The organism is Ruminococcus sp. AM42-11 (genome assembly GCF_003480145.1).
In the GTDB taxonomy this organism is placed as follows: domain Bacteria; phylum Bacillota; class Clostridia; order Lachnospirales; family Lachnospiraceae; genus Blautia_A; species Blautia_A faecis.
This window is the reverse complement of record NZ_QUIO01000012.1, coordinates 46,613-68,708: the sequence shown is the minus strand read 5'-3', so window position 1 is coordinate 68,708 and position 22,096 is coordinate 46,613. Positions and strand designations below refer to the sequence as shown.

At 43.4% G+C, this 22,096-nt stretch carries 19 protein-coding genes, 4 pseudogenes and 1 riboswitch; of the genes and pseudogenes, 7 read left to right on the top strand and 16 right to left on the bottom strand.

The genetic code is table 11. The features are described 5' to 3' along the window. Positions 1-953: 953 nt before the first annotated feature. Complete coding sequence (locus tag DW904_RS25315; protein WP_202187698.1) at positions 954-2,702, bottom strand: ABC transporter ATP-binding protein; 1,749 nt, start codon at positions 2,700-2,702, stop codon at positions 954-956. A gap of 5 nt (positions 2,703-2,707) precedes the next feature. Continuing rightward, positions 2,708-2,962 carry an ATP-binding cassette domain-containing protein gene (locus tag DW904_RS25310; RefSeq protein WP_202187697.1) on the bottom strand — a complete coding sequence of 85 codons (255 nt, stop codon included), beginning with the start codon at positions 2,960-2,962 and terminating at the stop codon, positions 2,708-2,710. A gap of 334 nt (positions 2,963-3,296) precedes the next feature. Between DW904_RS25310 and DW904_RS09005 the strand changes: the two genes are divergently transcribed. Together DW904_RS09005 and DW904_RS25305 are read left to right on the top strand one after the other, a co-directional pair. Beyond that, positions 3,297-3,863 (top strand): flavodoxin family protein, encoded by a 567-nt coding sequence (locus DW904_RS09005; RefSeq protein WP_118579516.1) that lies wholly within the window; start codon positions 3,297-3,299, stop codon positions 3,861-3,863. 73 nt (positions 3,864-3,936) lie between these two features. Next, positions 3,937-4,002, top strand: a complete 66-nt coding sequence (locus DW904_RS25305; protein ID WP_306797093.1) for a DUF6783 domain-containing protein — start codon at positions 3,937-3,939, stop codon at positions 4,000-4,002. Here DW904_RS25305 and DW904_RS25300 read toward each other — a convergent pair. Then, positions 3,979-4,098, bottom strand: a pseudogene (locus DW904_RS25300) (DUF6783 domain-containing protein); the annotation flags it as partial. The gene DW904_RS25305 and the pseudogene DW904_RS25300 overlap by 24 nt on opposite strands. A 51-nt stretch (positions 4,099-4,149) precedes the next feature. Here DW904_RS25300 and DW904_RS09000 point away from each other — a divergent pair. Further along, entirely contained in the window at positions 4,150-5,547 is a 1,398-nt protein-coding gene (locus DW904_RS09000) for a sodium:alanine symporter family protein (protein ID WP_118579513.1), read from the top strand. Positions 5,548-5,609: 62 nt separating this feature from the next. Here DW904_RS09000 and DW904_RS08995 read toward each other — a convergent pair whose 3' ends face one another. The 3 genes and pseudogenes from DW904_RS08995 to DW904_RS25295 form a co-directional block, all read right to left on the bottom strand. Then, entirely contained in the window at positions 5,610-6,218 is a 609-nt protein-coding gene (locus DW904_RS08995) for a hypothetical protein (RefSeq protein WP_226838095.1), read from the bottom strand. A gap of 135 nt (positions 6,219-6,353) precedes the next feature. Then, positions 6,354-7,586, bottom strand: a complete 1,233-nt coding sequence (locus DW904_RS08990) for a sirohydrochlorin cobaltochelatase (RefSeq protein ID WP_118579510.1) — start codon at positions 7,584-7,586, stop codon at positions 6,354-6,356. 203 nt (positions 7,587-7,789) lie between these two features. After that, positions 7,790-7,966: riboswitch (cobalamin riboswitch) on the bottom strand. 71 nt (positions 7,967-8,037) lie between these two features. Next, positions 8,038-8,139 (bottom strand): annotated as a pseudogene (locus DW904_RS25295) (DUF6783 domain-containing protein); the annotation flags it as partial. On the opposite strand from DW904_RS25295, the pseudogene DW904_RS25290 reads away from it, so the two are divergent. From DW904_RS25290 to DW904_RS08975, 4 genes and pseudogenes are all read left to right on the top strand, one after another. Next, positions 8,116-8,226, top strand: a pseudogene (locus tag DW904_RS25290) (DUF6783 domain-containing protein); the annotation flags it as partial. The pseudogenes DW904_RS25295 and DW904_RS25290 sit on opposite strands and share 24 nt — an antisense overlap. A 159-nt stretch (positions 8,227-8,385) precedes the next feature. After that, positions 8,386-8,769 (top strand): metal-sensing transcriptional repressor, encoded by a 384-nt coding sequence (locus DW904_RS08985; RefSeq protein ID WP_118579507.1) that lies wholly within the window; start codon positions 8,386-8,388, stop codon positions 8,767-8,769. A 99-nt stretch (positions 8,770-8,868) separates the two neighbouring features. Further along, positions 8,869-11,552 (top strand): annotated as a pseudogene (locus DW904_RS08980) (heavy metal translocating P-type ATPase). Between the two features lie 341 nt (positions 11,553-11,893). Continuing rightward, positions 11,894-13,477 (top strand): glucose-6-phosphate isomerase, encoded by a 1,584-nt coding sequence (locus DW904_RS08975; protein WP_118579504.1) that lies wholly within the window; start codon positions 11,894-11,896, stop codon positions 13,475-13,477. 192 nt (positions 13,478-13,669) lie between these two features. Here the strand turns inward: DW904_RS08975 and DW904_RS08970 are convergent, their stop codons facing one another. The 10 genes from DW904_RS08970 to DW904_RS08920 form a co-directional block, all read right to left on the bottom strand. After that, positions 13,670-14,044 (bottom strand): hypothetical protein, encoded by a 375-nt coding sequence (locus DW904_RS08970; RefSeq protein ID WP_118579501.1) that lies wholly within the window; start codon positions 14,042-14,044, stop codon positions 13,670-13,672. Between the two features lie 274 nt (positions 14,045-14,318). Continuing rightward, positions 14,319-14,510, bottom strand: coding sequence for a bacteriocin (locus tag DW904_RS08965; protein WP_118579498.1), 192 nt, complete (start codon positions 14,508-14,510; stop codon positions 14,319-14,321). Positions 14,511-14,537: 27 nt separating this feature from the next. Continuing rightward, positions 14,538-14,876 (bottom strand): hypothetical protein, encoded by a 339-nt coding sequence (locus DW904_RS08960; protein WP_118579495.1) that lies wholly within the window; start codon positions 14,874-14,876, stop codon positions 14,538-14,540. A 442-nt stretch (positions 14,877-15,318) separates the two neighbouring features. After that, on the bottom strand, positions 15,319-17,172 hold the full coding sequence (locus tag DW904_RS08955) for a hypothetical protein (protein WP_243110355.1): 1,854 nt from the start codon (positions 17,170-17,172) through the stop codon (positions 15,319-15,321). A gap of 5 nt (positions 17,173-17,177) precedes the next feature. Further along, the gene (locus DW904_RS08950; protein WP_118579492.1) at positions 17,178-17,669 is read right to left on the bottom strand and encodes a sigma-70 family RNA polymerase sigma factor; all 492 of its coding nucleotides are present in this window, start codon (positions 17,667-17,669) and stop codon (positions 17,178-17,180) included. Positions 17,670-17,846: 177 nt separating this feature from the next. Then, positions 17,847-18,149: a type II toxin-antitoxin system RelE/ParE family toxin gene (locus DW904_RS08945; RefSeq protein ID WP_118579489.1), complete on the bottom strand. Its 303-nt coding sequence runs from the start codon at positions 18,147-18,149 to the stop codon at positions 17,847-17,849. Continuing rightward, positions 18,142-18,405 (bottom strand): type II toxin-antitoxin system prevent-host-death family antitoxin, encoded by a 264-nt coding sequence (locus DW904_RS08940; RefSeq protein ID WP_118579486.1) that lies wholly within the window; start codon positions 18,403-18,405, stop codon positions 18,142-18,144. The genes DW904_RS08945 and DW904_RS08940 overlap by 8 nt, the downstream gene beginning before the upstream one ends. Before the next feature lie 363 nt (positions 18,406-18,768). Beyond that, positions 18,769-19,698, bottom strand: a complete 930-nt coding sequence (locus DW904_RS08930; protein ID WP_118579480.1) for a hypothetical protein — start codon at positions 19,696-19,698, stop codon at positions 18,769-18,771. A gap of 94 nt (positions 19,699-19,792) precedes the next feature. After that, positions 19,793-21,352 (bottom strand): HAMP domain-containing sensor histidine kinase, encoded by a 1,560-nt coding sequence (locus DW904_RS08925; protein WP_118579477.1) that lies wholly within the window; start codon positions 21,350-21,352, stop codon positions 19,793-19,795. Next, the gene (locus DW904_RS08920) at positions 21,336-22,019 is read right to left on the bottom strand and encodes a response regulator transcription factor (protein WP_118579474.1); all 684 of its coding nucleotides are present in this window, start codon (positions 22,017-22,019) and stop codon (positions 21,336-21,338) included. Before DW904_RS08920 ends, DW904_RS08925 begins: the two co-directional genes overlap by 17 nt. Between the last annotated feature and the right edge of the window lie 77 nt (positions 22,020-22,096).

Here is a 22,096-nt window from a genome sequence, read left to right as displayed (position 1 = left end):
ACTCGATGATACACTGGTCATCACAGACTGCATTGCCTCCTGCATACCGGAGCTGATATTTCCCATCATCTGCTCCATAGCAGTCTGGATTCCCTTTGTAAGCTGTTTTTCCACCTGTTCCATTATCTCTGTAAATTTTGACTCAATCCCCTTTGCGATCGCATCTGTGAAAGAAGTCATCATGGCTTTCATGTAAGTTTCCATTGCCTGGGAAAACTTCGTCTGCACCTCGCTGGTATCCACAAGAGTCATAAGTCCATTCATGAGACGATTCTGCCCATCCTCTGTCTGCATATATTCCAGAAAATAGGTTCCCAGATTAGCCGGGTCCGGAAGGGAATTATTCCTGGCATACTCCGGATAAGCAGCTACAACGTCCTGCATAAGAAGATCCCGTATCTGTTTTGTGGTAATATTCACTGTCACGCTGTTTTTAACCAGATTCTCTGCTTCCTCTTTGATCTGCTGCTGGATTTCCCCCTGACTTAAAAAGGCAAGAATGCTGGCCACATCTGTCTGGGTGATACCATTTGCCTTGGCATACTCCTGATACTGGTTCATCAGCCCCACAGCCACTGCGATCAGTTTTTCCGAAGACATATCCACGTTCACGTTATTTTTCACCAGCTCCTGCAGATCCTTGCACAGACGTTCGTTCATCTCTTTTGATGTCAAATACTGCTTCAATGCTGCCTGCATTTTATCCATATCTGCTTCCGGTTTATCTTTAATGCTTTCCTGATAACCAGTAAGAACCTCTTTCAGCAAAGCAGTTACCTTCTCTTCTGTAAAATCAAACTTCACTGACTTCAGCGCCTGACTCATATCCGGAACCTGGTCTGCCGGAAGATTTTTCAGAATTTCTTCCGGATCAATCATATGGGAAAGATCCAGATCAAGGTCATCCAGCTTGATAAGCTTGGAAAGATCCGGCATACTGCTCTCATCCAGATTTATATTTCCAGCCAGAGCTGACATGTCAGGCATATCCGGCATTTCCACATCAATCCGGAGGACAGCCCCGAAAGACTGGACAGGTCCATATTAAATCCACTGAGATCTACCTGAAAGGCCTCCTGCAGGGCATCCGCGTTAATGGAAAAAAGGGATTCCATGTCAAACTTACTGTTCTCATTGTCTTCTTTTCCAAATTCCTCTCCGGTAAAAACATTTATCTTTTCATCCGCCAGCTGCTGCTTCACAATTTCACTGGAAGCAGCCTTCTCGATCACATGTTTGGTAAGCTCCGGGGTATAACAGATTCCTGCAGTGAGCATGGAAGCAGTGGCACCTTCCACAGGCTGGACAATTCCCACAATTGTCAGATCTTCTCCGTTTTTCACCAGTTTTTTCATATAAGAGCTGTTGTCTGATTTATCCTTCCAGACCTTATATTCTTCATCATATTCATAATAATCGGTACTGTTTACCAGCTTAAATTTCTTCCCCAGGATTTCATCATAGGTGTATGGGCCCTCGTTTTCTGGCGTTTCCACTGCCTCTTCTGCCATAAATTTCTGAACCATATCATCCAGTTCCTTACCGTCCCGAAGCCCAAGAGTGTACTGGAGAAAATCACTGATATCGCCCTGTGAAGTAAGCACCAGTACACATTCTTTATAATTTTCAGGCCATCTTCCCGCTTTCACGTCATATTGATCCTTATAAAGATCAGCATCTTCCGGCATTTCATGAAAAACATCAGTGCTCATGGTAGAAGACATAATGCTGTTGGAGGAACCAGAGCCCAAACCCATAGCCGAAAAAGATTTGTCCGGATTTACCTGTCGGATATTTTTTCCATTTTCCAGAAAAATCTGGGGAGAAACAGAATACGTATACTCCACCGAATTTGCATACTGGGAAATGCTGCTTTCATTACTGTCCAGGTAAACCTTCAGAGACTCCAGATCATTGGAATTCATTTTGGAGAACATATTAGTCACCATCTGGGCAACTCCTACTTCCCCATCCTTTTTCCCACTCTGCGCTGTGGCTGCTCCCATCATCATAGAGGTAAGATCCACTCCTGTGCTTTGTATCTGCAACGGATATTCTGAAAGTGTTTCTTCTTCCATATTTGTAATGTATTTGTCTACACCATTTGATATGGAAAGGATCAGCGCAATTCCGATAATACCGATGGAGCCTGCAAAAGAAGTAAGTAAGGTCCGGGCTTTCTTAGTCTTCAGATTCTGAAAGCTAAGGGAAAGTGCAGTAAAAAAGGACATGGAGGATTTTCCCATATTCTTGTGAACAGGAGGTGCCATGCTCTCGCTGTCTATCACAAACGGATCTGTATCAGAAAGGATCCGCCCATCTTTTACCGTCACGATTCTGGTGGCATAAAGCTGAGCAAGCTCCGGATTATGGGTGACCATTACTACCAATCGTTCCTTTGCGACCTCTTGCAAAAGATCCATAACCTGTACACTGGTATCTGAATCCAGGGCTCCTGTTGGCTCATCCGCCAAAAGAATTTCCGGGTCATTTACAAGTGCTCTGGCAATTGCCACTCGCTGCATCTGACCGCCTGACATCTGACTTGGCTTTTTGTGGATCTGGGCACCAAGGCCTACTTTTTCCAGAGCTTCTTTTGCACGGCGTCTCCGCTCACTTTTTGATACACCGGAAATGGTAAGGGCAAGCTCCACGTTTGCAAGAACTGTCTGGTGTGGGATCAGATTATAACTCTGAAACACAAATCCTATGGTATGATTTCGATAAGAGTCCCAGTCCCTGTCTTTATATTTTTTCGTAGAATCCCATTGATGATCAGATCGCCTCTATCGTACCGGTCAAGACCACCAATAATATTCAGAAGAGTGGTTTTTCCCGAACCGCTGGGACCAAGAATTGCCACAAATTCATTGTCCCGAAGACTAAGGCTCACTCCGTCCAGGGCACGCTGTACCAAATTTCCTGTTCTGTATTCTTTGTGTATGTCTTTGATCTGAAGCACTTACTACTTCCTTTCTGTCGCATAATAAATGTTTATAACCATTCACCAATTCAGGCAAAATATACCGCAAAGTGGGGCGCCGAAGATTTCGATTTTTATGTGAGTCAGATTCACATAAAATACCTTGCGGAATAATATTTGCTGAATAGTTCAAATATTTTTTATTATAATCTTAAATTGTGAACATATTGTGTTTTTAAAATAAAACCATTCTCTTGAAATCCAACTATTTCTATCGTATAATAAGAAGATACATTACCGCTTTAGAGAGATGATGCATGCAGATTGCGGCTATCGCAGTCTGATATAACTTACTTCAGAAAGGATGAAAAACATGAAGGTTTTACTCTTAAATGGCAGCCCGCGCAAGGAAGGCTGTACGTTCACCGCACTTAGTGAAGTGGCAAAAACACTGAATCATAATGGAATTGATACTGAGATTTTCCAAGCTGGAAATCCGGATACAGATAATGTAAAAGCCGCCGCGGCGAAATTAAAAGAAGCAGATGCGCTTATAGTTGGTTCTCCGGTATACTGGGCTTCCCCATCCGGACAGATCATTGAATTTATGGATAAGCTTTGCTCCATGGCAGGCAAAGACATGCTCCACAAACCAGCTGCAGCAGTTGCTTCTGCAAGAAGAGCCGGCACCACAGCTACTTTAGACGTTCTTCAGAAATATTTCAGCTATCATGAAATGCCTGTTGTATCTGCTAACTACTGGAACATGGTTCACGGAAATACTCCTGCAGAAGTTGCGCAGGATGAAGAAGGACTTCAGATCATGCGCTCACTTGGAAACAATATGGCATGGCTTCTGAAATCCCTGGAAGCAGGGAAAGCGGCAGGTATTGCAGTTCCTCAGGCGGAAGATAAGATCAAGACAAATTTTATCCGCTAAATATGGTGCAGTAGTTGTCATATCTTCACATAAATGAAGCTCCAGAGCATATCTAAAAAAGGCTTTTTGCAAGATGTGCGTCACAATTTGTGGGAGTTTTTGCCCGGATAAGGGCGCCGTAGCAGGCTACAGCAACTGAATTCGGGCAAAATTTCCCACAAAGCGGGCGTGCAGATTGCAAGAATGATTTTTCAAACAGGCTCTGGCTGCACCAGTTTAATAATGTGTGTGACATGGAAGAAGTTCCGTTCGCATACATCAAAAAAAACTTCCAGAGAGGTATTTTATGCTGCAAATAATCGAAACCATCAACACCGCTGTAAATAATTTTATCTGGGGCGTTCCTGCAATGGTCTGTATTTTCGGAGTTGGTCTTTATCTTAGTATCCGCACCAATTTTCTTCAGATCCGCAAATTCCCCTACGCAATCAAAACAACCCTTGGACGTATTTTCCGCAAACGCGACGCATCTGACGGTGCTATCACGCCTTTCCAGGCAGTGTGTACAGCACTTGCAGCCACGGTTGGTACTGGCAACATTGCCGGTGTAGCAGGCGCTATCGCGATCGGCGGTCCCGGAGCCATATTCTGGATGTGGGTTTCTGCACTGTTTGGCATGTGTACCAAATATGCTGAGGTTACTCTGGCGGTACACTACCGCGAGATCAATGCCAACGGTGAACTGGTAGGCGGTCCCATGTATTACATCAAGAACGGTCTTAGCAAAAAATGGCACTGGCTGGCTTATCTGTTCGCAGCATTCGGCGTGCTCACTGTATTTGGTACCGGTAACGCTACACAGGTCAATACTATCACCACTGCCATCAATTCTGCATTGCTGAATTATAACGTGATCAGCGAAAGCGCCGTTTCTACTTCCAACCTAATCATCGGAATCATAATTGCCATTCTGATCGCCATGATCCTTCTTGGCGGAATCAAACGAATTGGCCATGTCACCGAAAAGCTGGTCCCATTTATGGCTCTGCTTTACATTCTTCTCGGACTGGGAGTTATCCTTCTGAACATTCAGAATGTACCAGCTGTATTCGTTTCTATTTTCAGAGGGGCATTTCAGCCCAGAGCTGTAACAGGCGGCATTGTTTTAAGTATGTTCACAAGTTTAAAAAAAGGTGTTTCCCGTGGTATCTTCTCTAACGAGGCTGGTCTTGGTACCGGATCCATTGCCCATGCGTGTGCAGATACCAAAAAGCCTGTAAAACAGGGTATGTTCGGTATTTTCGAAGTCTTTACAGATACCATCGTGATCTGTACACTGACTGCACTGGTTATCCTTTGCAGCGGCGTTGCTGTTGATTATGGAAAAGCAGCTGGCGCAGAGCTTACGATCCTTGGATTTACTTCTACATATGGAAGCTGGGTATCCATTTTTACAGCAGTTGCCATGTGCTGCTTCGCTTTTTCCACAGCAGTCGGATGGGGACTTTACGGTGCCCGCTGCATCGAGTTCCTGTTCTCTGAAAAAGTGATCAAACCTTTTATGGTTATTTATTCCCTGGTTGCCATCCTTGGCGCAACTGCCAACCTTGGACTGATGTGGAGCATTGCCGAGACATTTAACGGTCTTATGGCAATTCCCAACCTGATTGCTTTGTTCCTGCTTTCCGGTACAGTTGTGAAGCTGACAAAAGAATATTTTGCCGGTGAGGGCAAAACAAAATAAATATAAAAAGGGACATCGCATGAACCGTTTTCGCTCATGTGATGTCCCTTTCAGATTATTGATCAATCCTTATTCTCTTCCTCGGCAGCTGCATCTGTAGTTGTATCAGCATCTTCGCTTTTCTCTTCCTCACCGATCTCAACTGCATTTTTTTCTTCCTCAGTCTGCTCCTGCACATCCGTAACGCTTACCTTATGGTCATACCATTTGCCCTTTTTACCAATGATTGCCAGGTCAAATTCTTCATCAAGCTTCTCTACTGGAACATTGAATCCATAAACCTCCTCTGTCATGCCATCGCTGTAAGTTACCTTATCAATAGTAGGCTGAATCAGTTCGGCACCGTCTTTCTGTGCATCCTCTGCTGTTCCAAGGAAAACATTCTCAATATTCTTGGAAACGAGAGTAATATGAACGGTCATTTTACCATCCTTTACAGTGAGGGTAGCTCTTCCGTTGCAAGCCTCATTTACATGGAACATACTGCTGTCTGTGTCAAACTCTACACCATAAACACCGTCTTCAAGTTCGCTGTCTGCGGCATTCTCTGCACCATCTGTGGTTTCCTCTGCCTCAGCCTCTGTGGCTTCTGCAAATGCCGGGAATGCAGTTCCTGCTGTCATAGCGGAAATACTTACAGCTGTTAATAAAATGACTAATGAACGTTTCATAATAACTCTCCTTGCTTTTTCTTTATTTACGGTACACTTGTGTGTGCCGTATTTGTTTTATTACTCAAACAGCTGCCCCACAGTGTAGGAGCAGCTGCTTTTGTTCTGTTGCAATAACAATTTATACCAGGATAATTATTTCGCGATGGAATCAATAGCTGCCTGAGTATGAGCTACATAAAGCTGCTCAACAGCGTCAATTCTTCCAAGACCTTCGATCTGGCAGTCAATCTCATCGAAATCTCCAGAAGCCTCGAACATGCTCTTCCAGGAGTCATCATCATCACCAGCCATATCATTGTTTGCATGGTCACCAGCAACAACCATAAGCGGACGAAGGATTACTTTCTTGAATCCGGCATCTTTTACTTTATTGATAACTTCATCACAAGCTGTATCCTCTGGCTCACCTTCTACAGTACCGATGAATGCGTTTGTGAATTCAAGTTTCTCCATCTGGGTCTGCATCTGATCATATGTAACGTTTGCTGTATGGGAAGTACCATGTCCCATGAATACAAATGCGGTTCCATCTTCTGCAGCTGCTTCCATGCTGTCATATCCAGCTTCTTTTACAGCTTCATCTGTGATTGCCTGAGCAACAGCAGCTTTGTCATCGTTGATAACGGTAGCGTCATCGCCAACCTCACCAAGCATTGGTTCAGCGATTGCTACAGATTCAAATTTATCTTTGTAAGCATCAATAGCTTCTACCATCTCATCGTACTCAGCACCATGCATAAGATGTGTAGGCTGAACTACAAGATTCTTAACACCGTTTGCTACTGCACGGTCAAGTGCCTGCTGCATGTTATCAATCTTCTCATCATCTCTTGCCTGTACATGGTTGATAATGATCTGAGCGGTAAATGCTCTTCTTACAGACCAATCCGGGAATGCTTCTGCAAGAGCATCCTCGATTCCTTTGATATCCTCTGCACGGCTGTCGTTAAAGGAAGTACCAAAGCTTACTACAAGAAGCTCATTCTCACCGATCTCGTCCTGATTACGCGGATCATCCTTGGAAGCATCACCTGTGTCACGTCCGAAATACTCTGGACTTGCCTCTTCTCCCTCTACAAGCTCTTTCTGAGCATCTGTAAGGGCATCCCATGCTTCTTTAGCTTCCTTGCACTGCTCATCTGTATCATCTGTTCTCTCCTGAACATAAATAGCATCGATAAGTGCTGCTACTTTATCAGCCGCTTCCTTATCTGCATCTGCAGTGTCATCAGCTGCTTCTGCATCGTCTGTTGTCTCCTCTGCTGCTTCCTCTGTCTCTGCAAATGCAACAGTTGCTGTTGCTGCTGTCATGCTTGCTGCCATAGAAGCTGCAAGAAGGATTGCTAATAAAGATTTTCTTTTCATTTCTTTTTCCTCTTTTTTTTGTATTTCCGGATAGAATCACGTATAAAGAATCCCATGGGAAATCTATCACCAATCTCCCATTGCATAAAAACAGCCGCATTTTCTGCGACTGCACACATTCTCATATACACACTTTTCTTCCAAAAAACATTCAGGAAATATTCATGTATCGTTATGAGAATACAGGTTCTGTGTACCGCAGACCTAAGATTCCACGCCAAGGCAGTTCTCCTGACTTCGGTCAACACTGCTCCCCCTTCCCGGTTTCCCAGTGGGCTCTGAAGCAGTTCCCTTACACAGTGACGGCATCGTTCCGGACTCTCACCGGATTCTCTTTTGCGCATCATGTTCATGATGCAACCTTCGCGCTATAACCATTATACATATTCGACTCGGATATTTAATATGTACCATATTATTATATATTTTTTATGAACTTTTTATGTATTTTTTATGAACTAGAGTATGTTTGAAAAAGGCTTTCTGCAAGATTTGCGTCACAATTTGTGGGAGATTTTGTCCTGATGAGGGCGCAGTAGCGGGCTACGGCAACTGAATTCGGGCAAAATATACCGCAAAGTGGGGCGTGCAGATTGCGGGAATAATTTTTCAAACAGATTACTATTCACTCCGTTCATAGCAACACGCTTCGCGATGCACAGAAATCATGCTTTCGCATGGTTTCGCGCCGCAATTCTCAGGTTTTCTGTGAATTACTTATTGACAAATACCCCGCCAGGGTATATATTGGTTTCATCAAATACATACTGGCGGGGTATATAAGGAAAGGAGTCCGCCTATGACAGCTGATTATAAATCCGAATCCTGCTGCAGCCACACCGCAGCCGATCCTGCAACTCTTTCCAGCCAGGAACCTACCAAGAAGGTCTGTTCCTGCTGTTGTACCAAGCACACCGATCGTTCCGAAGCAGAGCGCAGGAAGCTGGTAAACCGTCTGAAACGTATTGAAGGCCAGATAAGGGGGATTATAGGAATGCTGGAGAATGACGCTTACTGCAACGATATTCTTATTCAGTCAGCAGCTGTAAATGCCGCTGTGAATGCATTTAATAAGGAACTTCTCGCCAATCATATCCGAACCTGTGTGGCAAGAGATATCCGTGATGGTAAAGACGAAACCATTGATGAGCTGGTTGCAACTTTGCAGAAGCTAATGAAGTGAGATACCAGCGTATTCCGAATGTGTACCTGCCTGCGGAGGTACGAATGCGCAGAGCAGTCCGTTGGTATCGAAACACTGTATTCGAAGGAGGAATTTATTATGGAACAATACAACGTCACCGGCATGAGCTGTGCAGCCTGCAGCGCCCGTGTGGAAAAAGCGGTAAACAAGGTTCCGGGAGTTACTTCCTGCTCCGTAAGCCTGCTTACCAATTCCATGGGAGTGGAAGGAACTGCCTCAGCCTCTGCCATTGTCTCAGCTGTAGAAGAAGCCGGATACGGCTGCAGCCTGAAGGGTGCTTCCGGCCAGAAGGAATCCGTTTCTGATGCTGAGAAAGCCCTGGAAGATCACGAAACGCCACTCCTCAGGAAACGACTTATTGCCTCAGTAGGTTTTCTTCTGGTGCTGATGTACTTTTCCATGGGACACATGATGTGGGGATGGCCGCTGCCAGCCTGGTTTGATGGCAACCATATCGCCATGGGACTTGTACAGCTGCTTCTTGCAGGAATCGTCATGGTCATCAATCAGAAATTTTTCATCAGTGGCTTCAGGAGTCTGTGGCACCGCTCTCCGAACATGGATACCCTGGTAGCTCTCGGCTCCATGGCCTCCTTTGTATGGAGTGTCTACGCCCTGTTCGCCATGACCAGAGCCCAGGTTGACGGCAATTCCGAACTTGTCATGCACTACATGATGGAATTCTATTTCGAATCTGCCGCTATGATCCTGACCCTGATCACCGTTGGAAAAATGCTGGAAGCCCGTTCCAAGGGCAAGACCACGGATGCCTTAAAAGGTCTTATGAAGCTTGCTCCCAAGACTGCCGTTGTCATCCGAAACGGCCAGGAAGCCACCGTTCCCATTGACCAGGTTATAAAAGGAGACACCTTTGTTGTCCGTCCTGGTGAGAACATCCCGGTGGATGGTGTGATTATCGAAGGCTCCAGTGCAGTCAACGAATCTGCCCTTACAGGTGAGAGTATCCCTGTCGACAAAGCTGCCGGAGATCTTGTCTCCGCAGCCACAGTCAACCAGTCTGGCTTTATCAAATGTGAAGCTACCCGCGTTGGCGAAGACACCACCCTCTCCCAGATCATCAAAATGGTCAGTGATGCTGCAGCCACCAAAGCTCCTATTGCAAAAATCGCAGACCGTGTTTCCGGTGTTTTCGTACCTGCTGTTATCACTATTGCAATTATAACTACTATTGTCTGGCTGCTTACCGGTCATGAGGCTGGCTACGCCTGGCAAGAGGAATTTCCGTTCTGGTCATCAGCTGCCCATGCGCCCTTGGTCTTGCCACTCCGGTTGCCATTATGGTTGGAAACGGAATGGGTGCCAAAAACGGTATCCTTTTCAAAACAGCCGTCTCCCTTGAGGAAGCCGGAAAGGTTCAGATCATAGCCCTTGACAAAACCGGAACCATCACAAACGGTCAGCCGGAGGTTACTGACATTCTCCCTGCAGACGGCGTGTCTGAGAACGATCTTCTCACCATTGCCTACGCCCTTGAAAAAAAGAGCGAGCACCCTCTTGCGAAAGCCATTCTGGAAAAATCTGCAAGCCTTGGTCTTACAGCCCAGGAAGTCACAGAATTCCAGGCTCTTCCCGGCAATGGACTCTCTGCGAAGCTTGGCGCTTCCACGCTTATCGGCGGAAGCATGAAATACATCAGCACTCTGGCAGCTGTCTCTCCGTCTCTTATGAACCAGGCCGAGAAGCTTGCCGAAGCAGGAAAAACTCCTCTTCTTTTCGCAAAAGATGGAAAACTTCTTGGAATCATTGCAGTTGCTGATGTAATCAAACCGGACAGTGCACAGGCGGTCAAAGAGCTTCAGAATATGGGTATCCAGGTAGTTATGCTTACCGGCGACAACGAGCGCACTGCCAGAGCTATCGGCGCACAGGCAGGTGTTGACCAGGTTATTGCAGGCGTCCTTCCAGATGGAAAAGAGAGCGTCATCCGCTCCCTGAAGGAAAAAGGCAAGGTTGCCATGGTTGGCGACGGAATCAACGACGCACCAGCCCTTACCAGAGCAGATATTGGTATTGCCATCGGTGCCGGAACGGATGTAGCCATCGACGCAGCAGATATTGTCCTTATGAAGAGCCAGCTTTCCGACGTGCCAGCTGCTATCCGTATGAGCCGCGCTACTCTTCGCAACATCCACGAGAATCTCTTCTGGGCGTTCTTCTACAATGTAATTGGTATTCCGCTGGCTGCCGGCGTATGGATTCCAATTTTCGGATGGACCCTGAACCCGATGTTCGGCGCTGCTGCCATGAGCCTTTCCAGCTTCTGTGTAGTTACCAACGCGTTGAGGCTAAACCTGTTTAAAATTCATGACGCAGTTAAAGATAAAAAAGTCAAGAATCCGGTTTCCATAGAATCCAATTCTGGAAATATTGCTGATTTCTCTGAAGCATCATCTGCTGTTTTCTCAAAATCATTCAATGCAGATAAAACTTCAGATGCAGAACAAACGATTAATAACAGCTGCAAGCTTTTGAACGAATGCAGCGATATTAATAACAATACTAACAAAAAGGAGAATAATACCATGGTAAAAGTGACAGTTAATGTAACAGGAATGATGTGCGGACATTGCGAAGCACACGTAAACAAAGCAATCCAGGAAGCATTTGGGGTACAGGATGTTGTATCCTCCCATGATGCCGGAACTACTATTTTCTCAGCACCAGAGAAAGTGGACGAGGACAAAATCCGCCAGGTAATCAAAGACGCTGGCTATGAAGTAACCGGAATTACACAGGAGTAATCCATCCCTCACATTCAACTTGACCAATGCAGAAACCTATTGCAAAGGTCCGTTCAAACAGCCGACAGAAACATTTTTCAGCTTCTGTCGGCTGTTTTTTTACTTCTATCCCCTCTTTTTCTCCAGCTTTTATGTTCTTTTTTTCATATCAGCCCCATTCTTTCTTATATTAATGTTAATTTTTCAAGAATCTTCATCCTTGCATTGAAATTCTATAAATTTTTCAGTATAATGATTTCGATACGGGTCTCACAGTGAGACTCCTTTGAGAGCATAATCCGTTGCTGAACAAGCTTTGAACAGCAACTATAGTCTCAACCATTTAAAGGAGGAATTATATTATGGCAACATGGAAAAATCTTGACACACTTGATTCTTTTGGCAAACTGAAAGAGCTTAAGAATCACGTAGACATTGCGGCAGCTCTGTCTGGTGAAGAAGGTGGCAAGCGTGTAGCTGATTATAGTACACCAATGGCAGCTGGTCTTTCTTACAACTATGCAGCCAAAGAAGTAGACGAAACCGTTTTATCCGCACTTGCGAAACTGGCTGACGAGGCACAGCTGATCGACAAATTTCAGGAATTATATAATGGTGCAGTGATCAACACCGGAGAGAACCGTATGGTTCTTCATCACCTTGCACGTAAGCAGCTTGGTAACCCGGTTGTTGTAGATGGTGTAGACAAACGTGAATTCTACGTTGCCCAGCAGAAAAAAGCTGCTGATTTTGCAAATAAGGTTCATGCTGGTGAGATCACCAACGAAGCTGGTGAGAAATTCACCACAGTCGTTCAGATTGGTATCGGCGGAAGTGACCTTGGTCCCCGTGCTCTTTACATCGCACTGGAGAACTGGGCGAAGGCCAATAACACATTCAAGATGGAAGCGAAGTTCATCAGCAACGTTGACCCGGATGATGCAGCTGCAGTACTTGCTTCTGTAGACCTTGCACACTCCTTATTCATCGTTGTATCCAAATCCGGTACAACCCTTGAGACACTGACCAACGAAGCATTTGTAAAGGATGCCCTGACAAAAGCAGGTCTGAATCCTTCCAAACACATGCTTGCCGTTACAAGTGAGACTTCCCCTCTTGCAAAGAGTGAAGATTATCTTACCGCCATCTTCATGGATGACTACATCGGAGGCCGTTACTCTTCTGTTTCCGGCGTAGGCGGAGCAATCCTTTCCCTGGCATTCGGACCGGAAGTATTTGCTCAGCTCCTTGAAGGTGCTGCAGCTGAGGATCAGCTTGCAACAAACCGTGACCTTATGAAGAACCCAGATATGCTGGATGCCCTGATCGGTATCTATGAGAGAAATGTGCAGGGATATCCTTCCACAGCTGTTCTTCCATATTCACAGGCATTAAGCCGCTTCCCGGCACACCTTCAGCAGTGTGACATGGAGTCCAATGGTAAAACCGTAAACCGTTTCGGCGAGCCGGTTAACTACGTAACAGGTCCGGTTATCTTCGGAGAGCCAGGAACCAACGGTCAGCATTCCTTCTATCAGTTATTGCATCAGGGCTCTGACATTGTCCCGCTTCAGTTCATCGGCTTTAAGAACAGCCAGCTTGGCGTAGATGTTGACATTGAGAACAGCACCAGCCAGCAGAAGCTCTGCGCTAACGTGGCAGCTCAGATTGTTGCATTTGCCTGCGGTAAAGAGGATGAGAACCTGAACAAGAACTTCAAGGGTAAACGTCCGTCCAGCATTATCATCGGTCAGCAGCTTACCCCTGCTTCCCTTGGTGCATTGCTTGCTCACTTTGAGAACAAGATCATGTTCCAGGGCTTCGTATGGAATCTGAACAGCTTCGACCAGGAAGGCGTTCAGCTTGGTAAAGTTCTTGCGAAACGTGTACTTGCACACAATACAGACGGTGCTCTTAAGGTATTCAGCGATCTTCTGAACATCTGATCTTTCAAACAGGATCTAAAGCGTGTCTAAAAAATTTACGGCAGCCCGGAAAGTACCGGGCTGCCGTTTTTTTTGCCACATACTATAAAAACAGACCGCAGAAATCCTGTATTTTCATAATCCTCTGCGATCTGATTTCCATATTGACTTGTCTTGCAAAGAACCTTTTTCAAACCATTAATATACTGACACTCAGGCAACCTGCACGCCCCAGATTTTCTTTGTTTCCAGGCCTCTGCCAGGCTTTCCTGTTACACAGATGCTCTTATTTCTCCAGTTTCCAACACCATTATCCGAGAAACAGATTCCAGCACCATCTGCAGTCTTTTTCACCTGAATCTTCATTTCCAGATTCCGTACCTTGCCATACATCAAACTGGTCTTTACAAGCTCATCCAGATCTTTTTCCAGCTGTGCTTTATCCATATACACGCTAATCTTTTCCTCCGCCAGCTCTTCTTCCAGCCATTCCTGACCTGGTGTAAAGTATTTCTGTCTTGCCTTTACAAATTCATCTATAAAACTGTTAAGCTCCACTTTCTCATTTCTCTGTAATATCTTTCTCATAAAAGAAGCCTCCTTGCCTTAAAAAGCGTTACTGTTCGGTTACTTCGCAGCAACTCAAAAATATCATTCTTTTTTCCTTTTCTGAAAGATATTATAGCTGTCTATGTTAAATTCTGTGTATTGCCAATGTTAAACATATTTAAAATAATTATAACGATTGTAAAGAGCAATATTAAAGTATCTTTTTTATAAAAAATCCGCAGTCCGTTATCATCAATACGAACTGCGGATTTTTCACCAAAAGGCTGCGAGCCAGGGACTTTGGGGATGCGCTTTAAATTTTCCAGTACCCTGTACCACAAACAGCGCATTCAACCAGAGAACCGTCTTCTCTACTGAAAATTGTTTTCGCTTCTGTACTCCCACATTGTGGACAGCAGTTTCGCGCATTCTCCTCGCATCCTCCACCGGACACATTGTCCAACTCATCATCTGAAAGCTCTCTTTTTGTTATTTCGTCTTCCATCAAAAATATCCCTCCATCCAAAATCAATTAATTCTGTGTTTTGGTGGAAGTAGGATCCCAATAGGTTGCACCGCAGCAGGCGCAGGTTACATAAGTGCAGCCATAAAGCGGCTCTCTGGAAGAAGCCTCCGTACTTCCGCATTTCGGGCAGCTGTATCCTACGTCGCAGGAATCACCGCCTGTTACATTGTCCAGCTCATCATCTGAAAGTTCCTGGGTTACCGGATGTAATCTGGCATACATTTCTTCTGCCTGTGCAGCATCAAGCTCCATGCCGTTTTCCTTCGCCAGTTTCTGAAGTTCTTCCACAGATCCGGTTCCCTTTGCAGCTTTTAAAACTTCCTTTGTCATTTTGTTCTCTGCCATAGTCAAATCCTCCTTAAAATTATATTAGATTTACAGCCACCTTTTCCCCGGCAGGTCCACTCCATATGTATCTGCGGTCTGCATCATGCCTGAAAAAATGTGCTCTAAATTTCCATTAAATATCAGTACCCGGATTATAAGCAATTTCCGTATAATTCTCATATTCCTGCAATGCACTGACAGTTTTCTCATAATATCCCTGTCCGAAAAACACACATTTGGAGGGATCTGCCCCCAGTTTGTCCCCGGTCAGCACAATAAAACTTAAGTTAATGGATTATTTACCCATCTGCTTTGCAAAGTATTTGTGAACAGGCTTTATTTATATGGATTTGCGCGGTTCTGCTCATAAAGCTTACGCAAATTTGACGCAACTTACTGAATAAACTGGGGGTTCTGAACTTATTCTAATTCGGAATGGATCCGGCTCTTTTTTTCATACCTACCAGCCAAACGCATCACGAATCAGTGCCCCCGTTTCCCCGTCTATGTAAAACAGTTCCTGTTCGTCCGGGGAATCTTTCCACTGGTAAGGGCAGCGAAAGCTCCAGACAGGTCTGTATGTGATTCCGTCTGCGGTTTCATCAATATAGTATTCCAAACATATTTTTGTAACTGGAATCGTGGTGGATTCTGTTTCCTCCGCAGTGTCCTGTTCCGTGAAGAGACCAATTTTGCCTTCTTTTACATATTGTTCCACTGACTTCATAATTTCTTCCATTGGAAGCATAGTAACTGTTTCTTCCACTTTCAACTGAAGCGGAATCGGTATGTTGAAATAACAGTCTTCAGGCGCAGGGCCAAAGCCTGCAGTTCCCAGATAACCATGCTGAGAAAGCCCGCCCACCGGGATCCCATTCAACAGAATCTCTGTATCGTAATAATCATATCCCTCCGTCATGTTGCTGATTGATTTTCTTACAGAAGTTCCCGTTAAATTAGCTTTGGAAAGCAGCTGATTTATAATATTTAATTCCCCTTCCGTATTGTTTTCTAAAGCTCCCAGGTCTTTTTCACTTAATCCGTCACACTGTATTCTTCCGTCTGAAATGAATAACTGCAATCCTTTCTCTTTATTTTCCCAGCCCGTTTCATCTGTCTCAGATTTTTCCCAGCCATCTTCCCCGCCAAACCAGGAGCAGATTTCTTCCTCTGATACGCTGCGTTTTTCCAGAATTCCTTTCGAAACATCGGTGGTACTTCCGGTAATATCAGCCTCTATCGTAAGAGTTCCGGATTTTCCCGGCAAAGAAGCTGTTACATGGCTTTCCTTTACCTGTAATACTGCTGTTTCTGGATCATATTTCTCATTTGCTTCCGTAGCATCTGAAGGATTTTTTGAATCTGTTGTTTCCTGTGTACTCTCTTCCATGGAATCCGAAATGGGTTCTACGCCAGTATCTTCCGCCTGCAGCTTTCCTTCTTTTCTGTATTTTTCTATAATATCCCGTACTTCATCATTTAACGGAAGGGTTACTGTAAGGGTCTGCGGCGTATATCCTCTGTAAGCATCCTCCGCAGGCAGTGCATAAGCCAACATTCCTTCTGAATCTGTAAAAGAACCAGTTTTAAAAATCTTTCTGAAAGCTTCATCATCTTTCCAGGTGTAATAGATCCTGCCGTTATAATCCGGATATGCCTGAATGGTCATGGAAACCTCTACCTGGGAATCTTCATTTAATATTTTCTCTGTCAAAGCATCATCATACAGGGTAATATGTCCATAATAGAGATCTTCCCCGTCTATCTTATTCAAAGTTGCAAGTGCATCTTCTCCATTCACTGTCGCATGGTCACGGCAGCTGAGCGTATAATTCTCCACCGCCCCGGAAGGATCTCCAAGAAAGCTGAAACCGCTGCCATCAAAATACGCTTCTGTAACAGACAGCATAGACTGGTTCCAATCCCTCTCCTTTGGCGTTATATGATAAGAAGTCACATCTTCCACATTTTCTGCAGTTGAATCAGGTTCTGTGACAACCATTTGAACAGCTTCCTGTTCTATAACCCCCTGCTGCTCCAGTTCTTTGTGAAGCCATCCAAGTTTTGTTGCAAGTACGCCGGTACTGACGCCTAATACAGCAGCCACAGGAAGAAGAATCCGGATTATTTTTTTCTTATTCCCTGAATTTTTTGATCTTCCTTTATCTGATTTTACAATTAGATTCTTCGTGCTGCTCATTCTCTCATCTGGAGAATCCAAAATTCCCTTCAGAACATCTTCCATAGCTTTATCAATATTGTCCGGTATCACAGTTTCTTCTTTTAAAATTTTTCTGATTTCTTTTTCATCCATAGTCTTCACCTCCTGATCACCTTTTTTAATTTTGCTCTTGCCCGGGAAAGTTTGGTTGATACGGTGTTGCTGTTCATTTCAAGAAGATTACCAATTTCCTTTACGGAAAATTCATCAAAATAATAGAGTTCCACGATTTTCCGGCTTTCTTCATCCAGACATAAAAGCAATTGTTTCCATTCGCAAAGGTCCAGATTTTCACAATGTACACCTTCTGAGAAATTATCCAGTTCCGTGTCATGGTTCTTTTGACGGAGAATGTCTTTGCATTCATTTATCAGAATCCGCATCAGCCAGGTTTTAAAATATTTCACTTCCCTTAATCCCTGTATCTTTTCATAACAGGACAGGATCGTATTTTGCAGTGCATCTGCAATGTCCTGTTCGTTCCGAAGATAAACCCAGGCAGCTTTATACATGCTCTGCTTATTTATCCGGATCAGCTGAACGAACGCTTCTTTATCTCCATTTTTAGCAGCTGTTACAAAAGCCTCCATTTTATTCCCCCTTTTTGTTTTTATAACTATTAGACTTAAAATATGGGAATTTGCTTTCAAAAATTTTTTATTTTTACAAAACAAGACACAGGCAATCGAAACTCGACTGTCTGTGTCCTTTTTATATCTGACTATCATTCTGAAATGTTATTTTGTACAGCAGTTCAACCCTTTCGTTTACATCTGCCTTCCCTGATATTGCACTGTCAATACAAATACTTTTTTCTTGTTTTCATCAACTTTAAAAATAGCAATATAATTGTCAATGATCAGCTGTTTATATTCTTTTCCGGCATAGCGGCCTACCAGACGGTCCTGGTGCGATTTTGGAAACAGTTCCAGCTTTTTTATTGCCTGCCAAATCCGATCCGTCTGTTCTTTTGCAGTTTCAGGTGACAATCTTTCAAGTGCAATATAAGCATAAATATCATGAATATCCCGGTACGCTCTTGGATACAGCATTACCTCATATTTATCCATAATATTTCTTGTTGAGCTGTTCCATTGCACTTTCTAATGAAATCGGCTCTGCTCCTTCTGTGACTTCCTGTTCTGCTTCATAAATTGCCTGATCGATCTTGTTTGTCTGGGCAAAACGTTCATACAGCTCTGAACTCATTACAACTAAGTCACTATATCCATTTTTCGTAATAAATATTGGTTCCTGCTTTTTATGTGCCAGTTCCGATATTTCACTGGTTTTTCTTAAATCTCTAATCGGCATAATTGTTGGCATAATGAACACCTCGCTTTCTGGTGCTATAATTGTATCATAATTATGAGTCGGTGTAAATTCTTATTCTAGAATTTTTGAAAATTATGTATGAACTTCCAGAAATTTTCCGCCTAAAACTCGCACCACAGCCGCAGCTGTGGTGCATTCTTGTCTATTATTTTTTATAACCTTACGACAACTAAAATCTATTCTTAGATCTCGAAATTTTAAATTTTCCGTTTTAGTATTCTGAATCTGAAAAGACTTTACACCTATGCCTAAACATGACACAATCCAGTCAATCATGTTCTCTTCATGATCCTCAAATGTCAAAATCAACATTTTCCCAATATGCTTCACCTCGCAAACGTTTATATCTAATTTCTAATTCAAATGCGCTATACGTGCCATAACTTCTTCCATTGTAATCTGTCTCACAGTTTTAATCCTGCCATCATCTTCCCGTTTCACTATCAGATATATCTTATTATCTTTTGCCTCCTTGCTTCCATTCTGGTAAAAACTTCCATCCTCGTCCATTAGTAAATGAACTTCTTTTCCATGCCACATCCAGCTACCTGTCGCAGAATCGAGGTCTATGCCATTCTGCTTATATTCCTGAATCTTTATTTCTGAATTAAGATTATCTCCTACTACACAGGTACCCTCTGCTGTTTCCACTGCATTTTCAACTGTATCCTTCTGTTCCGCATAATTTGACACCACATCTTCTGTCACTACTGCTGTTTCCGTCGCTGACCCATCATTGGCTTCCGTTACTGTTTCCTCATCGTAAGCAAACATATGAATACTACTTCCCGTTTCTGTATCCACAGCTTCTTGTACATAAGATGATTCTTTTCCAGCCGCTGCTTCCAACGCTTCCATTTCCTTTGTCCGCTGGTCATATTCTTCCTGTGTAGCAATCCGAACGCCCGTTAATCTGTAATCGTCTTCCCTTACCGTATAGACATCAATTTCACCTTCCGGCATCTGGATCGACTTATAAGTATCCTCAAGCTGTCGGTCAATCAGCCATCTTACGGTTTTCCCCTGATAATACAGTGTATCACTGTCTGCATCATAAGTAACACCGTAGCATTCAAGATAAGCAAGTTCATTACGCATTTCTTCCTTATGCCAGTCGGATAATTTTTCCTTTTCTTCCTCTGTCAGATTGGAAGATGAAGAATCTTCGGAGATAAATACCTTTCCTCCCATATCATATCCGTAAGTCATTGCCTGCACACTGTAACCGCATACTGCCACAGATAAGGTAGTTCCCATTAATAAAGCTGCAATTTTTCTTTTCATTGTACATCCAACTCCTTTACATTTTTTATTATGTCCATACCATACCATTGAATTTTGTAATGTAATTGGAGTTTATATGTGATTCGTGTGTGATTTATAGAGAAAAGGAAAAACAAACCCCATCACATGTATTACCCATACGATAGCTTGCTCCATGCTGGTCCAAGATCATTTTTACAATATAAAGACCCAATCCGCTTCCACCGGTCTGGCGGTTACGGGACTGTTCCACACGATAAAATGCTTCAAACAAATGGACTAATGCTTCTTCCGGAATAAACACCCCGGTATTTTCAATCTGGCAATATACCGTCTCGGTATCTGTTCCCGGTTTCAGCAAAACTCTGATATGATTTTCTTTTTCTTCCGGCGTATAACGGATGGCATTAAGCAGAAGGTTAGAAAAAACTTTGTCCATCATCACCGGATTCACATCTGCATACAAATGTTCTGGAATCTCCACTTGCAGTTCCAGTTTTTTATTTTCTATCAGTTCAGCCATATCAGCAATCTGCAAGCGGAGCTGTTCTGCTATATCGGTCTTTTGTGTAATAAATTTGTTATTCTCGATCCGTGAAACAGTCAGAAGTTCCTTTACCATGTCTTCCATTTTTTCTGTGGTTTCCAGTGACCGCTGCAAATAGTAATTTCTGTCCCTGTATTCCCCTACTCCCTGCAGCATTCCGGACAAGTGCCCTTTCAATATTGTAATCGGTGTTTTCAGTTCATGGGACACTGCTGAAAAAAATGCAATTCTCTTTTTCTCTATCTTGCGTTCCATTTCGATATCTGACTTAAGCTTTTCATTTGCACTCTTCAGTTCTTCCAATGCTCGTGAGAGGTTTTTGGAAAGCTCATTCAGGCTTTCCCCTAATACTCCTACTTCATCTGTTCTTTTCCCCTGATAGGAACTGTCAAAATCAAGCGCAGCCATATTTTGAGCCAGTTGACTTAACCTAACGATCGGAAATGTCAAATAAAGGGATGCCCCCAGTGCAAACAATATGGAAACTACAATAGCGATTCCAAGGATATACGGCAGTATCTGATATAATATTTCAAGAGCCTGATTGACTGGCTGCATTCCCCCAGAAACAATCATTGTATATGTTTCTCCACCCACTGTAACGCTGTACCGTTTCACTGCTGAATTATCTCCGACTTCTGCAATTCCATCAGCCTGTTGGACGACATCCTCTGTTACGACGTCCGCCTGGCCGATTACTCCCTCTTCATAGGCCGCATTTTCTTCCTGTACGATAGTGGTTTGCTCTGCGCTATTTTCGTGTGTCAATATCATATCACCCATATAACCCTGCTCTACCACACCATTATCCAATACATCTTCTGTCACGGCTGTACTCTCAGCCGGCCATATCCTATTTCCCTGTTCATCCAAAATCACGACTGAAACTTTCGAACCTGCTTCAAACAATTCAATGGCATAAGAAGCTTCATTAATCGTTTCATAAGAATGAATGGTTTCAATCATTTCCTGTGAAACCGAATCAACATCCTTCTGTAGCTGTTTACTATAATAGGTTGGAAGGAATCCTACAATTACCGCATATGTAATTCCACTGGATACTGCCAGTAAGACAGCAATCAGTGTGCAAATTTTTATGGTCAGACTGTTTTTAATTCTCTTTATCAATCCGGTATCCCACCCCTCTTATTGTACTAATCAGATTTACTCCCAGCTTTTTGCGGATGTTCTTAATATGTGTATCCACAATTCGCTCTTCCCCATAATAATCTTCTCCCCATACCATATTTAGAAGTTTCTGGCGTGTCAAAACGATTCCTTTGTTAATCAGCAGAACATATAGCATTTCAAATTCTTTCTGTGTTAATTCAACCTCTATCTGTTCTCCCTTTTCTGCTTTACAAATATAAACATGATGCCCCTTCACATCCACGCTTAACGTTTTATAAGAAATCACCTGCAATTCATCTTCTCTTTGTGTCCTTCTCAAGATTGCTGCAATTTTTCTCAATAAAATGGGTATAGAAAACGGCTTGGTGACATAATCATCTGCATTCATATCAAAGCCTTTGATCTGATACGCTTCTTCATCTAATGCCGTAAGCATGATAATTGGTACATTCGATTCTCTACGGATTAATTCACATACTCCAAAACCGTCTATCTTTGGCATCATAACATCCAACAGCACAAGATCAAACTCGCCATTGTGAAATTTTGCAATCCCATCCACACCATCATACGCCAGTGTAACTGCATATCCTTGATCCATCAAATAGTTTTCTAATATTTTCTGAATGTCATCCTCATCTTCAACAACCAATATTCGATACATAAAATCACTCCCCACAATTTCTTTTTAATATTTCCTGTAATTATACATTAGATATATGGAGTTACGATGGAGTTAAT

Bases quoted from the DNA above. Each gene is read 5' to 3' on its own strand.
- DW904_RS08985 (WP_118579507.1), top strand. From the start codon at position 8,386: ATGACAGCTGATTATAAATCCGAATCCTGCTGCAGCCACACCGCAGCC.
- DW904_RS08940 (WP_118579486.1), bottom strand. From the start codon at position 18,405: ATGCCAACAATTATGCCGATTAGAGATTTAAGAAAAACCAGTGAAATA.
- DW904_RS08945 (WP_118579489.1), bottom strand. From the start codon at position 18,149: ATGGATAAATATGAGGTAATGCTGTATCCAAGAGCGTACCGGGATATT.
- DW904_RS08950 (WP_118579492.1), bottom strand. From the start codon at position 17,669: ATGGAGGCTTTTGTAACAGCTGCTAAAAATGGAGATAAAGAAGCGTTC.
- DW904_RS08960 (WP_118579495.1), bottom strand. From the start codon at position 14,876: ATGGCAGAGAACAAAATGACAAAGGAAGTTTTAAAAGCTGCAAAGGGA.
- DW904_RS08965 (WP_118579498.1), bottom strand. From the start codon at position 14,510: ATGGAAGACGAAATAACAAAAAGAGAGCTTTCAGATGATGAGTTGGAC.
- DW904_RS08970 (WP_118579501.1), bottom strand. From the start codon at position 14,044: ATGAGAAAGATATTACAGAGAAATGAGAAAGTGGAGCTTAACAGTTTT.
- DW904_RS09000 (WP_118579513.1), top strand. From the start codon at position 4,150: ATGCTGCAAATAATCGAAACCATCAACACCGCTGTAAATAATTTTATC.
- DW904_RS08995 (WP_226838095.1), bottom strand. From the start codon at position 6,218: ATGAAACGTTCATTAGTCATTTTATTAACAGCTGTAAGTATTTCCGCT.
- DW904_RS08990 (WP_118579510.1), bottom strand. From the start codon at position 7,586: ATGAAAAGAAAATCTTTATTAGCAATCCTTCTTGCAGCTTCTATGGCA.
- DW904_RS08975 (WP_118579504.1), top strand. From the start codon at position 11,894: ATGGCAACATGGAAAAATCTTGACACACTTGATTCTTTTGGCAAACTG.
- DW904_RS08955 (WP_243110355.1), bottom strand. From the start codon at position 17,172: ATGGATGAAAAAGAAATCAGAAAAATTTTAAAAGAAGAAACTGTGATA.
- DW904_RS08920 (WP_118579474.1), bottom strand. From the start codon at position 22,019: ATGTATCGAATATTGGTTGTTGAAGATGAGGATGACATTCAGAAAATA.
- DW904_RS09005 (WP_118579516.1), top strand. From the start codon at position 3,297: ATGAAGGTTTTACTCTTAAATGGCAGCCCGCGCAAGGAAGGCTGTACG.
- DW904_RS08930 (WP_118579480.1), bottom strand. From the start codon at position 19,698: ATGAAAAGAAAAATTGCAGCTTTATTAATGGGAACTACCTTATCTGTG.